At 71.4% G+C, this 15090-nt stretch carries 13 protein-coding genes; 9 read left to right on the top strand and 4 right to left on the bottom strand.

Annotated features, from left to right (window positions below; genetic code table 11):
- Positions 1 to 9: 9 nt before the first annotated feature.
- Positions 10 to 1611, bottom strand: coding sequence for an acyl-CoA carboxylase subunit beta (locus DBP14_RS11600; protein ID WP_129307158.1), 1602 nt, complete (start codon positions 1609 to 1611; stop codon positions 10 to 12).
- Between the two features lie 110 nt (positions 1612 to 1721).
- Here DBP14_RS11600 and DBP14_RS11595 point away from each other — a divergent pair, with 110 nt between their 5' ends.
- The 3 genes from DBP14_RS11595 (at position 1722) to DBP14_RS11580 (ending at position 5967) form a co-directional block, all read left to right on the top strand.
- On the top strand, positions 1722 to 2591 hold the full coding sequence (locus DBP14_RS11595; RefSeq protein ID WP_129307157.1) for a biotin--[acetyl-CoA-carboxylase] ligase: 870 nt from the start codon (positions 1722 to 1724) through the stop codon (positions 2589 to 2591).
- 707 nt (positions 2592 to 3298) lie between these two features.
- The gene (locus tag DBP14_RS11590; RefSeq protein WP_129307156.1) at positions 3299 to 4417 is read left to right on the top strand and encodes an adenylate/guanylate cyclase domain-containing protein; all 1119 of its coding nucleotides are present in this window, start codon (positions 3299 to 3301) and stop codon (positions 4415 to 4417) included.
- Positions 4418 to 5172: 755 nt separating this feature from the next.
- The gene (locus tag DBP14_RS11580) at positions 5173 to 5967 is read left to right on the top strand and encodes an enoyl-CoA hydratase-related protein (RefSeq protein WP_129307155.1); all 795 of its coding nucleotides are present in this window, start codon (positions 5173 to 5175) and stop codon (positions 5965 to 5967) included.
- A 2-nt stretch (positions 5968 to 5969) separates the two neighbouring features.
- Here the strand turns inward: DBP14_RS11580 and DBP14_RS11575 are convergent, their stop codons facing one another.
- Positions 5970 to 6380: a hypothetical protein gene (locus DBP14_RS11575; protein WP_129307154.1), complete on the bottom strand. Its 411-nt coding sequence runs from the start codon at positions 6378 to 6380 to the stop codon at positions 5970 to 5972.
- 260 nt (positions 6381 to 6640) lie between these two features.
- Here DBP14_RS11575 and DBP14_RS11570 point away from each other — a divergent pair, with 260 nt between their 5' ends.
- Together DBP14_RS11570 and hutH are read left to right on the top strand one after the other, a co-directional pair.
- Complete coding sequence (locus DBP14_RS11570; RefSeq protein WP_129307153.1) at positions 6641 to 7798, top strand: sensor domain-containing diguanylate cyclase; 1158 nt, start codon at positions 6641 to 6643, stop codon at positions 7796 to 7798.
- Positions 7799 to 7883: 85 nt separating this feature from the next.
- A complete protein-coding gene (gene hutH / locus DBP14_RS11565; protein ID WP_129311799.1) occupies positions 7884 to 9422 on the top strand; it encodes a histidine ammonia-lyase in 1539 nt (512 codons plus the stop codon).
- 74 nt (positions 9423 to 9496) lie between these two features.
- Here hutH and DBP14_RS11560 read toward each other — a convergent pair whose 3' ends face one another.
- Both DBP14_RS11560 and DBP14_RS11555 read right to left on the bottom strand, forming a co-directional pair.
- Positions 9497 to 10294: a hypothetical protein gene (locus tag DBP14_RS11560; protein ID WP_129307152.1), complete on the bottom strand. Its 798-nt coding sequence runs from the start codon at positions 10292 to 10294 to the stop codon at positions 9497 to 9499.
- 42 nt (positions 10295 to 10336) lie between these two features.
- The gene (locus tag DBP14_RS11555; protein WP_129307151.1) at positions 10337 to 10663 is read right to left on the bottom strand and encodes an LAETG motif-containing sortase-dependent surface protein; all 327 of its coding nucleotides are present in this window, start codon (positions 10661 to 10663) and stop codon (positions 10337 to 10339) included.
- Positions 10664 to 10772: 109 nt separating this feature from the next.
- Here DBP14_RS11555 and DBP14_RS11550 point away from each other — a divergent pair, with 109 nt between their 5' ends.
- The 4 genes from DBP14_RS11550 to DBP14_RS11535 all read left to right on the top strand — a co-directional run bounded on the left by DBP14_RS11550 (position 10773) and on the right by DBP14_RS11535 (position 15067).
- The gene (locus tag DBP14_RS11550; protein ID WP_129307150.1) at positions 10773 to 11120 is read left to right on the top strand and encodes a hypothetical protein; all 348 of its coding nucleotides are present in this window, start codon (positions 10773 to 10775) and stop codon (positions 11118 to 11120) included.
- A 289-nt stretch (positions 11121 to 11409) separates the two neighbouring features.
- Positions 11410 to 12660 carry an Ig-like domain-containing protein gene (locus DBP14_RS11545; protein WP_129307149.1) on the top strand — a complete coding sequence of 417 codons (1251 nt, stop codon included), beginning with the start codon at positions 11410 to 11412 and terminating at the stop codon, positions 12658 to 12660.
- Positions 12661 to 12793: 133 nt separating this feature from the next.
- A complete protein-coding gene (locus DBP14_RS11540) occupies positions 12794 to 14263 on the top strand; it encodes an ABC transporter permease (protein ID WP_129307148.1) in 1470 nt (489 codons plus the stop codon).
- Positions 14264 to 14383: 120 nt separating this feature from the next.
- Positions 14384 to 15067 carry an ABC transporter ATP-binding protein gene (locus tag DBP14_RS11535; RefSeq protein ID WP_129307147.1) on the top strand — a complete coding sequence of 228 codons (684 nt, stop codon included), beginning with the start codon at positions 14384 to 14386 and terminating at the stop codon, positions 15065 to 15067.
- The last annotated feature ends 23 nt before the right edge of the window (positions 15068 to 15090 follow it).

Below are 15090 nucleotides of genomic sequence, written 5' to 3'. Positions count from 1 at the left end.
TGACTGGGCCTAGAGAGGGATGTTGCCGTGCTTCTTCGGAGGCAGGGATTCCCGCTTGGAGCGCAGTTGACGCAGGCCGCGGACGATGTGGGCCCTGGTGTCCGACGGCATGATCACCGCGTCGACGTAGCCCCGCTCGGCCGCCACGTAGGGGTTCAGGAGCGTGTCCTCGTACTCCTGGATCAGCCGCGCGCGGGTCGCCTCGCCGTCCCCGGCGGACTCCGCCTCCGCGATCGTCCGGCGGTGCAGGATGTTGACCGCTCCCTGCGCGCCCATGACCGCGATCTGCGCCGTCGGCCACGCCAGGTTGAGGTCCGCCCCCAGGTGCTTGGAGCCCATGACGTCGTACGCGCCGCCGAACGCCTTGCGGGTGATGACCGTGATGAGCGGGACCGTCGCCTCTGCGTACGCGAAGATCAGCTTCGCGCCGCGCCGGATGATGCCGTCGTGCTCCTGGTCGACGCCGGGCAGGAAGCCGGGGACGTCGACGAAGGTGAGGACGGGGACGTTGAAGGCGTCGCACGTGCGGACGAAACGGGCCGCCTTCTCGCTCGCCGTGATGTCCAGGCAGCCCGCGAACTGCATCGGCTGGTTCGCCACGATGCCGACCGGGTGTCCCTCGACCCGGCCGAAACCGGTGACGATGTTCGGTGCGAACAGCGCCTGCGTCTCGAAGAACTCCGCGTCGTCCAGCACGTGCTCGATCACCGTGTGGATGTCGTACGGCTGGTTCGCGCTGTCCGGCACCAGGGTGTCCAGCTCGCGGTCCTCGTCCGTGACGGCGAGGTCCGCCTCCTCCGGGAAGACCGGGGCCTCCGAGAGGTTGTTCGACGGGAGGTACGACAGCAGCTGCTTGACGTACTCGATCGCGTCCTTCTCGTCGCCCGCCATGTGGTGGGCCACGCCGGAGGTCGCGTTGTGCGTGCGGGCACCGCCGAGTTCCTCGAAGCCGACGTCCTCACCGGTGACCGTCTTGATGACGTCCGGGCCGGTGATGAACATGTGGCTGGTCTGGTCGACCATCACCGTGAAGTCCGTGATCGCCGGGGAGTAGACCGCGCCGCCCGCGCACGGGCCGACGATCAGGCTGATCTGGGGGATGACGCCGGAGGCGTGCGTGTTGCGGCGGAAGATCTCGCCGTACGCGCCGAGGGAGGCCACGCCCTCCTGGATGCGGGCGCCGCCCGAGTCGTTGATGCCGATGACCGGGCAGCCCGTCTTCAGCGCGAAGTCCATGACCTTGACGATCTTCTGGCCGTAGACCTCGCCGAGGGCGCCGCCGAAGACCGTGAAATCCTGGGAGAAGACCGCGACGGGGCGGCCGTCGACCGTGCCGTAGCCGGTGACGACGCCGTCGCCGTACGGGCGGTTCTGCTCCAGGCCGAAGTTGGTGGAGCGGTGCCGGGCGAACTCGTCCAGCTCGACGAACGAGTCCTCGTCGAGGAGGAGTTCGATCCGCTCACGGGCCGTCAGCTTGCCCTTGGCATGCTGCTTCTCGACGGCGCGTGCGGAGCCGGCGTGCGTCGCCTCGTCGATGCGCCGCTGGAGATCGGCGAGCTTCCCAGCGGTGGTGTGGATGTCGATCTCTTGACGCTCTTCCGGCTCGGACATCGGGATGCGGCTCCCTGCCTGCTCAAAAGGGGGGACGGTTACTCATCCGTAGAGTAGTGCTGGGCTCAGCGATCAGCACTGCGGCCTTTCCCACACCTACTGTGGGTTGCATGACGCCGCGAGATGCCTCTTCTTCGTCCAGTGACAGCCGTTGGTCCGATCTGGGCCGTCCGCCCCTGAACGTGGGCTCGCTGCGGCGGGCGCTCGTGCGGGAGGGGAGTCTGTGGACCGGTGTTGACGTGGTCCAGCGGACCGGGTCCACCAACTCCGACCTGGTCGCCCGGGCGGTCGCGGGTGCGGTGGGGGAGGGGGCCGTGCTCGTCGCCGAGGAGCAGACCGCCGGGCGGGGGCGGCTCGACCGGCAGTGGACGGCTCCGCCGCGCTCCGGGCTGTTCTTCTCCGTGCTGCTGCGGCCCGCCGAGGTGCCGGTGGCCCGGTGGGGGTGGCTGCCGCTGCTCACCGGGGTGGCGGTGGCGACGGGGCTGTCGCGGGCGGCCGGCGTGGATACGGCGCTGAAGTGGCCGAACGATCTGCTGGTGAGCGTGGGTGGGGAGGAGCGGAAGGCCGGGGGGATCCTCGCCGAGGCGGCGGGGGACGGTGGTGTCGTCGTCGGGGTCGGTCTGAACGTCACGCTGCGGGCGGAGGAGCTGCCGGTTCCGGCGGCGGGGTCGCTGGCGCTGGCCGGGGCGGTGGGGACCGACCGGGATCCGCTGCTGCGGGCCGTGCTGCGGTCGCTGGAGACCTGGTACGGGCGGTGGCGGGCGGCGGGCGGGGATCCGCTGGTCAGCGGGTTGCAGGAGGCGTACGTGGCGGGGTGCGCGACGTTGGGGCGGACCGTGCGGGCGGAGTTGCCGGGGGAGCGGGCCGTGGTGGGCGAGGCGGTGGCCGTGGACGGGGACGGGCGGTTGGTCATCGCCACGGAGGAGGGGGTGCGGGAGCCGGTGGGAGCGGGGGACATCGTGCACTTGCGACCGGCGTGAGACGTGCCTGCGGCGCTCGGCGGGGGGCGGGCGCGGGCGCCTGCGGCGCTGGGCGAGGTGCGGGGGCGGGTGCGGTGCGTGGTGGCGTTGGGGGGACGGGTGCGGTGCGTGGTGGCGGGTGTGGATGCGGGTGCCGGTGGGTGGGGGGATGCCTGCGGCGCATGTGTCGGTGTGTGGGGGTGCGCGGTGCGCGTCGCGTTGTCTGGGGTGCGGGGTCGGGTCGGGGGGTGTCCGTCCTCGGAACGGCGCGAAATCGGGTGTTCAAAAGCGAGGGCGTTGACGCGCCAACCCTGCGGGCAGACACCCCCCGCCCCGCCCCCTCCCCGCCGCGAGCGCCTTCCCGCCCCCTGTTCGGCCCACGGTCCCGCAACTCCGCCAAGGGGCGCGGGGAACTGCGCGACAAGCCCCCACCGGCGGGCAGCCTGGTACGCCGCTGCGGTGCTTCGAGCACTGTTTGGCCGACAGGGCTGCAACCCCGCCAAGGGGCGCGGGGAACTGCGCGAGAAGCCCCCACCGGCCGGCAGGCTGGTACGGCGCTGTGGGGTTTCGCGCACTGCTGCAGCCCCGCTCGGGGGCGCGGGGAGCCTGCGTTCTTTGGGTGAGGGGAGTTGTGGCGGCGCGGCCCCGCAGGAGTGAGCTGGCGCACACCTGCCGTAGAGTTGAGGCCGGTCGATAACTGACCGTGGCAGATCGGAAGGGCAGCAGGCGTGACCGTCGACGACACGGGCTCCGGTGAGGGCGACCGGGTTGACCCGGAGGCCGCCGAGTCCGGCGAGGACCCCCTCGCGCTGCGTCTCGAACAGCTCATCCTGGGTGCCGAGCGGCGCTACACCCCCTTTCAGGCGGCCCGCAGCGCCGGTGTCTCCATGGAGCTGGCCTCCCGCTTCTGGCGGGCGATGGGCTTCGCCGACATCGGGCAGGCCAAAGCGCTGACGGAAGCGGACGTGCTCGCCCTGCGGCGCCTGGCCGGTCTCGTCGAGGCGGGGCTGCTCAGCGAGGCCATGGCGGTGCAGGTGGCCCGGTCGACCGGGCAGACCACCGCCCGGTTGGCCGAATGGCAGATCGATTCCTTTCTCGAAGGGCTGACCGAGCCTCCCGAGCCGGGCATGACCCGGACCGAGGTGACGTATCCGATCGTCGAGCTGCTGCTTCCCGAGCTGGAGGAGTTCCTCGTCTACGTCTGGCGGCGCCAGCTCGCCGCGTCGGCCGGGCGGGTCGTGCAGACCGGTGACGACGAGGAGATGGTCGACCGGCGGCTGGCCGTCGGCTTCGCCGACCTCGTGGGGTTCACCCGGCTGACCCGGCGGATGGAGGAGGAGGAGCTCGGCGAGCTGGTCGAGGCGTTCGAGACCACCGCCGCGGATCTTGTCGCGGCGCGGGGCGGGCGGCTGATCAAGACCCTCGGTGACGAGGTGCTGTACGCCGCCGACGACGCCGGTACGGCCGCTGACATCGCGCTGCGTTTGGTCGAGACCATGGCCCATGACGAGACCATGCCGGAGCTGCGGGTGGGCATGGCGTTCGGGACCGTGACCACGCGGATGGGCGACGTCTTCGGTACGACTGTCAACCTCGCGTCCCGGCTGACCTCGATAGCGCCACGGGACGCCGTGCTCGTGGACAGCGCGTTCGCCGAGGAGCTGACCCGGACGGGTGAGGCGCCTGCCTCGGAGGCGGAGGCCGCCGAGGCCGCGGCCGCCGCGGAGAAGGAGGGGGAGGAGCCGCCGACGTACCGGTTCGCCCTCCAGCCGATGTGGCAGCGACCCGTTCGCGGGCTGGGCGTTGTCGAGCCCTGGCTCCTCAACCGCCGCGAGGCCGACGCATAGGGCCCCTGCCTAACCCCGGCCCAGTGGGCCCACGCACAGGCCGACTACCGGTAGGCAGATCCCGCCCTGGTCCTTGGGGGGTGGGGTGGCGGCCGGCTGCGGGCTTGGGGTGGTGGTCGGGTGCGGAGCCGGGTGTGTGTGGGGCGGCTCGTGGTCTTGTGCGGGTGGTGGTGTGGGGGCCGGGTGGATCGCCCCGTGGGGGGTTGTTGTGGGATACGGGGGTGGGGTGGCCTGTGCCTGCGGTTCTGCGGGCGTTTGGGTGGGGTGTGGTGGGGGTGGGGTGATTCTGCCGCCCATCGGGGACGTCGAGGTCGGCGGCGCCGTCGGGGTGGCGCTCGTGGGTGGGGTGCTGGGCGGCGCTTCCGTTTCCGTGGTGCCCGGGGTGAGGCGGGGTTCCGCCGCCGCTGTGCCGGGGGCGCCCACTCCGGAGTCGGGTGAGAGGCGGACCAGGCTCAGTACCCCTGCTGCCAGGGCCAGCCCGCCGGCCGCCAGCAGGACCTTGCGCGGGCGGGGCTTGCGGTGGCGGCCGCGCCCGTCCGTGGGCTGTGGCTCCGGTGTGTTTGTGGCTATTGGCGTCATACCGTCCCTCCCCTGGCGCAGCGCACGTTATGCGGTTGTCTGGGCGGGGTGGGGCGAGTCGGCCGGATGTCACTCGAACGGGCGTAGGGAGGGTGGGGTGGTGGCTCTTCCGTCGAGGCCGGGGTGACTGCGATGATGGCCGTCGATTTGTTAACACGCGTTAACCGGAGGGTGTCATGAGCGAGGAGCGGTTCGGGGAGTTCGTGCTGGTGCGGCGGCACGGGCACGTGGCGGAGCTGGTGCTGGACCGGCCCAAGGCCATGAACGCCGTGTCGACGGAGATGGCCCGCTCGCTCTCGGCCGCGTGTGCCGCGCTGGCCGCCGACCGGGACGCGCGGGTCGTCGTACTGACGTCGTCCCACGAGCGGGCCTTCTGTGTGGGTGCGGACCTGAAGGAGCGGAACTCGTTCAGTGACGCCGATCTGGTGCGGCAGCGGCCGGTGGCCCGGGGTGCGTACACCGGGGTGCTGGAGCTGCCGATGCCGACGATCGCCGCCGTGCACGGGTTCGCGCTGGGCGGCGGGTTCGAGCTGGCGCTGTCCTGCGATCTGATCGTGGCCGACCGTACGGCCGTGGTGGGGCTGCCCGAGGTGTCGGTGGGGGTGATTCCCGGGGGTGGGGGGACGCAGTTGCTGCCCCGCCGAGTGGGGGCCGCTCGCGCTGCCGAGCTGATCTTCTCCGCCCGGCGAGTTGAGGGCGAGGAGGCTCGTGCGCTGGGGCTCGTCGACGTGCTGGTCGAGGAGGGGCTCGACCGGGAGGAGGCGCTGGCGCTGGGTGCGCGCATCGCCGGGAACTCGCCGGTGGGGCTGCGGGCCGCCAAGCGGGCGCTGCGGCTGGGGCACGGGCTCGATCTGCGGGCCGGGCTCGACGTCGAGGACGCGGCGTGGCGGTCGGTGGCGTTCTCCGGGGACCGGGCCGAGGGTGTGGCCGCGTTCAACGAGAAGCGGAAGCCGGAGTGGCCCGGGGAGTGAGGTCAGGTCCTGCCCAGGACCACCAGGAGGACCAGCAGGACCGTGGCGCCCGCGCTCGTGCCGTGGGCGACCACCGCGGTGAGCGGGAAGTGACGTTCCGCCGTGGCCCCGTCCTGCGAGTGGCGGCCGGAGCTGGGCAGCCAGCGCAGCAGCATCATGAAGCCGAACGCGGCGACGATGAGGACCACCGCGCAGGCCGCCCACGCCGAGCCGCGCACCCCGCCCAGGAGGAACGCCGTCCAGGCGAGCAGTCCGGCCACGGCGAGCGCCACGTGGCCGAGCACCAGCCACAGCGGTAGTCGGGTCACGCCCGGTGTGCGCTGTCTGAGGCCGCCGTGGCGGATCCATACGGCGGCGAGGTAGCCGCCGAGGGCCGCGGTCAGCAGCCATGCGCAGAGAACGAAGACGCGCATGTTCCCCCTGCTCCCTGTTCTGAGAGGTTTCGAGATGCCTGAGAGGTTCCGAGAGGTTTTCCGGGATGCCTGGCCGTCCGGTGGCCTCAGGACATCGCAGGGGCGGGGGGTGGGTGTGGACAATCATCCAGTTATTCACTCTTAGGTGTGAATCAGGGGTGAATTCTCTCAAGCGGGCGTGGATGGTGCGGCATGGATCGTGGCCATCTGGGTGCAGTCGCAATGACTCAAATCAGCCGATTTCTCCCTAATCTGGGGTGATGGGTGAGGAAAAGCGGCTCGCCGCCGTGGTGGCGCTGGCGCAGGGGATGGCGGCGGCACACACTCCGCGGGAGTCGTGGCGGGCCGCCGCGCTGGGCGCGTGCCGGGCGCTGGACGGCAGCTTCGCGGCGCTGTCGGTGTGGGAGCGGGAGCTGGGGCGGCTGCGGGTCCTGGTGAACGTGGGGGACCGGGCCGTGGACGAGGAGGAGTTCCCGGAGGCCGAGGCCTATCCGGTGCACCAGTTCCCGGAGATCACCGAGTTCCTGCACGAGCGGTGGGCGGGCGGGGGTGAGCCGAACGCCTGGGTGGAGACTGCCGAGGGGCCCGCCGCCGGCACCCCCGGCTACTTCCACCAGCGGGTCGCCGCCCTGCGCCGGCGCGGCCGGGGCTGCTGCGTCGTCGCGCCGGTCGTGCTGCACGGGCGGGCCTGGGGCGAGCTGTACGTGGCCCGTCCGGTCGGCGCCGCCGTGTTCCGGCCGCGCGACGCCGACTTCGCCACCGTGCTCGCCTCCGTCGTCGCCGCCGGTCTCGCGCAGACCGAGCGGCTGGAGGAGGCCCGCCGGCTGGCCTACACCGACGCCCTCACCGGTCTGGCCAACCGCCGCTGTGTCGACACCTGCCTGGACGAGGCCATCGAGCGGCACCGGGCCGAGGGGGTCGTGGTGAGTCTGGTGGTCTGTGACCTCAACGGGCTCAAGCGGGTCAACGACACTCACGGTCACGAGGTCGGCGACCGGCTCCTGGAGCGGTTCGGGTCGGTGCTGTCGCTGTGCGGGGCGATGGTGCCGGGGGCCCTGTCGGCCCGGCTCGGTGGGGACGAGTTCTGTCTGCTCGCGGTGGGGCCGCCCGCCGACGACGTGGTCAAGGCGGCCGACGAGCTGTGCCGCCGGGCCGCGGAGCTGGAACTGGGAGAGGGCGTGGCGTGCGGGGTCGCCTCGACCGAGGACGCGATCGGCCCGGTGCCCTCGGCCCGGCGGCTGTTCCGGCTCGCGGACGCCGCCCAGTACCGGGCCAAGGCCATGCGTGCGGACCGGCCGGTCGTGGCCGGTAGGGAGGGGCCGGACGACCCGGTCGTACGGTTGGCCGACGAGCCCTCACCGGACGAGCCGGCGCCCGCCCGGCCCGAGCGGCGGCGGTTCCGGGGGCGCCGGCCGTGAGCCGAAGCACAGGTGCGGTAAGGGGTGCTCCCGCGCACCACTAGTGACATCAGGGCATTCAATGCGTACGCTCCTGAATATGAATATGCACACTGTGGTGGTGGGGACGTCCGGGGTCACCGCGTCCGACGTTCTCGCCGTGGCGCGCGGCGGCGCCCGTATCGAGCTGTCGGCGGAGGCCGTCGCGGCCCTCGCGGCGGCCCGCGAGATCGTGGACGCCCTGGCGGCCAAGCCGGACCCGGTCTACGGCGTCTCCACCGGTTTCGGCGCCCTGGCGACCCGGCACATCAGCCAGGAACTCCGTGCCCAGCTGCAGCGCAACATCGTCCGCTCGCACGCCGCCGGCATGGGACCGCGCGTCGAGCGCGAGGTCGTACGGGCCCTGATGTTCCTTCGCCTGAAGACCGTCTGCTCCGGCCACACCGGGGTGCGGCCCGAGGTCGCGCAGACCATGGCCGACGTGCTGAACGCCGGGATCACCCCCGTCGTGCACGAGTACGGCTCCCTCGGCTGCTCCGGCGACCTCGCCCCGCTCTCCCACTGCGCCCTCACGCTGATGGGCGAGGGCGACGCCGAGGGCCCCGACGGGGTCGTACGGCCCGCCGGTGAGCTGCTCGCCGAGCACGGCATCCAGCCCGTCGAACTGCGCGAGAAGGAGGGGCTCGCCCTTCTCAACGGCACCGACGGCATGCTCGGCATGCTGGTCATGGCCCTCGCCGACCTCGACACCCTCTACAAGTCCGCCGACATCACCGCCGCCCTGTCGCTGGAGGCGCTGCTCGGTACCGACAAGGTGCTCGCGCCCGAACTGCACGCCATCCGGCCGCACCCGGGCCAGGGCGCCTCCGCCGCCAACATGCTCGCCGTGCTCGACGGCTCCCAGCTCACCGGGCACCACCAGGACGACGCGCCCCGCGTCCAGGACGCCTACTCGGTGCGCTGCGCCCCGCAGGTCGCCGGCGCCGGCCGCGACACCATGGCCCACGCCCGGACCGTCGCCGAGCGCGAGCTGGCCTCCGCCGTCGACAACCCCGTGGTGCTGCCCGACGGGCGCGTGGAGTCCAACGGCAACTTCCACGGCGCTCCCGTGGCCTACGTCCTGGACTTCCTCGCCGTCGCCGCCGCCGACCTCGGCTCCATCGCCGAGCGGCGCACCGACCGGCTGCTCGACAAGAACCGCTCGCACGGGCTGCCGCCGTTCCTCGCCGACGACGCCGGCGTGGACTCCGGGCTGATGATCGCCCAGTACACGCAGGCCGCGCTGGTCAGCGAGATGAAGCGGCTCGCCGTACCCGCCTCCGCGGACTCCATCCCGTCCTCCGCCATGCAGGAGGACCACGTGTCCATGGGCTGGTCCGCCGCCCGCAAGCTGCGCACCGCCGTGGACAACCTCACCCGGATCATCGCCGTCGAGCTGTACGCCGCCACCCGCGCCGTCGAGCTGCGCGAGGGGCTGACCCCGGCCCCCGCCTCGCAGGCCGTGATCGCCGCCGTACGGGGCGCCGGTGTGCAGGGCCCCGGGCCCGACCGGTTCCTCGCGCCCGACCTGGCCGCCGCCGACGCGTTCGTCCGCGGCGGGCACCTGGTCGCCGCGGCGGAGAGCGTCACCGGGCCGCTGCGGTAACGCGCGTCCACAGGAGAAGGGGGCGCCCCCGGTGACGGGCGGCGCCCCCTTCTCGTGTTCCTACGGTTCTCGCGTCACTTCAGCTTGGCGGCCTGCGCCTTGACCACGACGGCCGGCACCGAATAGGGCTTCTTCGCCATCATCGCGCCGATGTTGATCGTCGTGTACAGCGCGAGGGTGTTCCCGTGCCGCACGACCTCGACGTGCACGGGCCCGGTGTCCCCGTCGCCCAGGTCGCTGGTCGCGGCGAACGCCACGGCGGCGTCGCCCGTGCCCGAGGTCTTCTCCTCGGCGACCTTGGTGAACGTGGTCCTGTCGCCCTCCCGGACGCCGCCGAAGCCGCCCGCGCACGCCTTGACCGCGTCGGACACCGAGCTCAGGGCCCGCTCGGCGCCGTCCCCGTCGTACGAGGCGAGGGTGACCACCGCGGTGTTCAGGATCATCGACTTGTTGATCGCGTCCTCGAACGTGCCGTCGGCCAGGTCGGCCATGGACGTCGCGTCGTCGGTGGGGTCCTTCTTGTCCTGCTGGGCCATGCGGTCGGTCTCGGCCGCCGGGTCGCCCGGCGCGATGCCGGTGAGCGTGTAGAGCAGCGGCCGGCACTTGGCGTCGTCGGCCTTGACCTTGTCGCGCGCCGGGACGCCGCCCTCGACGGGCCCTACCTTGTACCCGCTCACCTCGCCCTTGGCGATGATCAGCTTCTTCAGTTCCACGGCGCTCAGAGCCTTCGCGGCCGGCTTGGCCGCCGCCGAGCCGCCCTTACCGTCCCCGGAGTCCTTCGAACCCGAATCGGAACAGCCCGTGACGAGGGCGAGCGACAGCGCTCCCACGACCGCGGTGGCGCACAGCCGCCCACCCGATGATCTCTTCATGGGCGGACTATGCGTTCCCTGTCAAAGGATCGTCAAGCCGGATTAAAAACCGAGCCGTTCACGCCGTACCGAATACACGACGAACCCGGCGCCCACGGCGAGGAACAGGCTGCCGCCGACGACGTACGGCGTGGTGTCCACGCTGCCGGTGTCGGCCAGGCCGGGGCTCTCCGGAGCCGTCCGCGCGTGCTCGGTCGTGGCCGCCGACACCACTCTGGCCTGCCGCGTCGCCTGCGAGCCGGCGTACGCCGACGTCGTCGTCCTCGCCGGGGCGTCCTGCGAGGCGTTGGCGGACGGGACGAACCACAGGGCGGACAGCAGGGCGCCCGCGGCGGTGGCGGTCAGCAGCGGACGGCGAACGGATGACACGGAATATCGATCCCCTTGTGACGCTGGCGAATTGGCCGTGTGGGGCGATGTTAGTGAAAGTCGCGGGTCACAGGAAAGTCACGAGAGGTTTCAGTCGTACGCTCGCGCCATGAGCACACCAGAGACATCACGCTTTGTACGGCTTCGCGTGGAGCTGGTCCTCGAAGTACACGACCAGGACGAGGTGGCCAAGGCCGCGCTGCGCCGGCTCGCCGCCGACCCCGAGCTGCCGGCGGAGGAGCGCACCCAGGCCGAGGGCGCTGTGACGGAAGACACCGCGGAGGCGCTGGCCTACCTCGTGGACCCGTTCGACCTGGTCAGCGAGGTGCCCGGGGTGGAACTCCAGCAGGCGTCCTGGTCGAGCGAGCACATCGAGTACGACCCGGACTCGCCCGACTGGGACCTCGACGGCGATGATGGGGAGGACGACGACGAAGAAGACGACGGCATCGGCTGAGCTTCCGCGGGGAACCCCCTGACCCCGGACGGCGGCCGCCGTCCGGGGTCTCGTCGTCACAGGGGGCGTACGACCAGCGCGCGACCGGAGCGATCCAGACCGGAGTCGATCCAGGCCGGGGCGACCCAGGCCGGAGCGATCCCGGCATGCGGCACCCTCCGCCCCGGCGGACGTGGTGTGTCCCACAGATCCACGCTCTGGGGAACGGGGCGCGCCGGCCGTAGCGTTGAAGGTTCTTGACGGGGCTCTCGGGGTTAATCGCGACTCGGCAACTATGGAGAAGCTTGTGATGACGGACAGTAAGCGGCGCAGGGGCCTGATGGCCGCGTCCGCACTGCTCGGCGGTGTGCTGGTGCTCTCGGCCTGTTCCGACGGCGACGCGAAGGCGTCGGGCAGTGGTACCGGCGACACCTCGCAGGCGAAGGTCGACGAGGCGGCGGCCAAGAAGTCCTCCGAGGCGCAGATCACGATCACGCCCAAGGACGGCTCGGACAACGCCTCGATCAACAACTCCGCGGCGGTCAAGGTCGCCAAGGGCACGCTCACCGCCGTGACGATGACCACCGAGAACGGCAAGGCCGTCACGGGCACCTTCTCCGCCGACCACACCAGCTGGAAGCCCGGCACGCAGCTGGAGCGCTCGACCACCTACAAGGTCGCCGCCGAGGCCAAGGACTCCAAGGGCCTCGTCGCCCACGAGAACGCCTCCTTCACCACGGTCTCCCCGGCCAACAGCTTCATAGGCACCTACACCCCGGACAACGGCACCACCGTGGGTGTGGGCATGCCCGTGTCGATCAACTTCGACAAGGCGATCACCAACAAGGCGGCCGTGCAGAAGGGCGTCACCGTCACCTCCAGCAGCGGCCAGGAGGTCGTCTGCCACTGGTTCAACGCCAACCGCATGGACTGCCGCCCCGAGGCGTACTGGAAGGAAGGCTCCACCGTCACGCTGAAGCTGAACCTCGACGGCGTCGAGGGCGCGAGCGGCGTCTACGGCGTCCAGCAGAAGACGGTCACCTTCCACATCGGCCGCAACCAGGTCTCGTACGTCGACGCGAAGACCAAGCAGATGAAGGTCACGCAGGACGGCAAGGTCGTCAAGACCATCCCGATCTCCGCCGGCGCCCCCGAGCACACCACCTACGAGGGCCAGATGGTGATCTCGGAGAAGTTCAAGCAGACCCGGATGAACGGCGCCACGGTCGGCTTCACCGACGACGACGGCAAGGGCGAGTACGACATCAAGGACGTCCCCCACGCCATGCGCCTGACCACGTCCGGCACCTTCATCCACGGCAACTACTGGGGCGCCCCCTCCGTGTTCGGCAACGTCAACACCAGCCACGGCTGCGTCGGCCTGCAGGACGCCAAGGGCGCGAAGGACCCGAACACCCCGGCCGCCTGGTTCTACGACCACTCGCTCGTCGGTGACGTCGTCGTCGTCCAGAACACCGGCGACAAGACCGTCTCCCCGGACAACGGCCTGAACGGCTGGAACATGGACTGGGCCCAGTGGAAGGCCGGTTCGGCCGTCTGACCGACAGCGCGTCACCGGTGCCGCCCCTGCCCCAGGGGCGGCACCGCCGTGTACGGGGCCGTTCACGGGCTTCTCATGCTCCTCTTATGGGCGGCTTATCGAGCCATCACGCGCCGCGCCTAGCTTGCGGCGCATGTTCTTCACCTACCTGAGGCGCGAACTGCGCCGCCGTAGAAAAGCGGCCTTCGTCGTCGCCTCCGGTCTCGCCTTGGGCATCGCCCTCGTCATCGTCGTCAGCTCCGTGTCCGACGGCATGGGCAAGGCCCAGGACACGGTCCTGAAGTCGCTGTACGGCCTGGGCACCGACATGACGGTGACCAAGGCCGCCGCCTCGGACACCGGCACCGCCCAGCGGCCGCGCTTCCGCTTCGACGCGCGCGGCGACGGCGACACCTCGAAGCAGAGCAGCGACCGGGTCATGGTGCAGGGGTTCACCACGCTCGCCTCCTCGACCGTCGCCAAGGTCGCCGGCCAGCAGGGCGTCGCCTCGGCGGTCGGCGGGCTCAGCCTCAACGTGCTCAAGGTCAACGGGCAGTTCACCCGCGGCCGGTTCCAGCAGGACAAGGGCTCCGGCGGCTTCCGGCGCGGCGGCGGCTCAGGGGCACCGCAGGGCGAGGTCAAGGGCGGCGGCGCCGACTTCGACGTCAACTCCTACTCGGTGTTCGGCACCGACGTCACCAAGACCGCCCTCGGCCCGCTGACCTCCTCGAAGATCACCAGCGGCCGTACCTTCACGACCGGTGAGACGAACGCCAAGGTGGCCGTGGCGGACTCGGCGTACGCCAAGCAGAAGAAGTACAAGGTCGGTTCGACGGTCACCGTCAAGGGCACCACGTTCAAGGTCGTCGGCATCGCGACCGCCGACAGCGGCGACCCGGCGGCCAACCTGTACATCCCGCTGAAGCAGGCGCAGACCCTGGCCGGCCAGAAGGACAAGGTCACCACGATCTACGTCAAGGCGACCGACTCCCAGAAGATCGACGCCGTGAAGAGCGCCATCCAGAAGAACGTCTCCGGTACGACGGTCACCACGTCCTCCGACCTAGCCAAGACCGTCTCCGGCTCCCTCTCCACGGCCTCCTCGCTCGCCACCAAGGTCGGCACCTGGCTGTCCCTCGCCGTCCTCGTGGCCGCCTTCCTGGTCGCCGGTCTCCTCACCTCCTCCGCGGTCTCCCGCCGGGTCCGCGAGTTCGGCACGCTCAAGGCGCTGGGCTGGCGTTCGGGCCGGGTGACCCGCCAGGTGGCCGGCGAGGCCATGGTCAACGGCCTCCTCGGCGGAGCTCTGGGCATCGCGCTGGGACTGGCGGGCGCCTACGCGGTGACGGCCGTCAGCCCCACGCTGCAAGCGCAGTTGGGCGGTGGCTCCGGCGGTTCCGGCGGAGGCTTCGGTGGCGGCGGCTTCGGGGGTGGCGGCGGCTTCGGCGGCGCGGGCCGCCGGGCGGCGGCGAAGACCCTGGAGGTCGCCCTCACCGCCCCGGTCAGCGCTACGACGATCGTCCTCGCGGTGTCCCTGGCGGTGGCCGGCGGCCTGATCGCGGGCGCGTTCGGCGGCTGGCGCGCGTCCCGCCTGAGGCCGGCGGACGCGCTGCGGCGGGTGGAGTAGAGCACGCCGACACCCGTGTGGGGCCGACGGACCGGCACCCCGCACCCCTTGGGGGCTGACGGACCGGCACCCCCGCACCATCCGCACCGCACCGCCGCCCCCGAACATCCCGGAGTCACCATGTACGAACTCACCCACGTGACCAAGCACTACACCCGGGGCAAGGACACCATCCGCGCCCTCGACGACGTCACCCTCACCATCCCCGACGGCGACCGGCTCGTCATCCAGGGCCCCACGGGCGGCGGCAAGTCCACCCTCCTCCAGATGCTCGGCGCTCTGGACCGCCCCACCTCGGGCGAGGTCGTCCTCGACGGGACCGACCTGACCAAGCTGAGCGAGGCCCGGCTGACCGGCGTCCGCAGCGAGAACATCGGCTTCGTCTTCCAGTCCTTCAACCTCATCCCGACCCTCACCGCCCAGGAGAACGTCGAGACGGCCCTCGTACCGCTCGGCATCAAGGCGAAGGAACGGCGCGAACTCGCCGCCGAGGCCCTCCACTCCGTCGGCCTCGGCGAGCGCCGCGCCCACCTGCCCTCCGAGATGTCCGGAGGGCAGCAGCAGCGCGTCGCGATAGCCCGTGCCCTCGTCAAACGCCCCAAGGTGCTGCTCGCCGACGAACCGACCGGCAACCTCGACGAATCCACGCGCGACGAGATCATGGACGTACTCGAACGCCTCTGGAAGGAACAGGGGCTGACCTTCATCATGGTCACCCACGACTCCGCGCTCGCGAAGAAGGCCCCACGCCTGGCCACCCTCCGCAAGGGTCGGATCACGGTCAAGGAGAACGCGGGCACCTGACACCCCCGCGTGTCACGGCCGCG

The sequence above is a fragment of the Streptomyces sp. L2 genome (assembly GCF_004124325.1).
Classification (GTDB): Bacteria; Actinomycetota; Actinomycetes; order Streptomycetales; family Streptomycetaceae; genus Streptomyces.
This window is presented reverse-complemented; position numbering and strand designations above follow the sequence as displayed.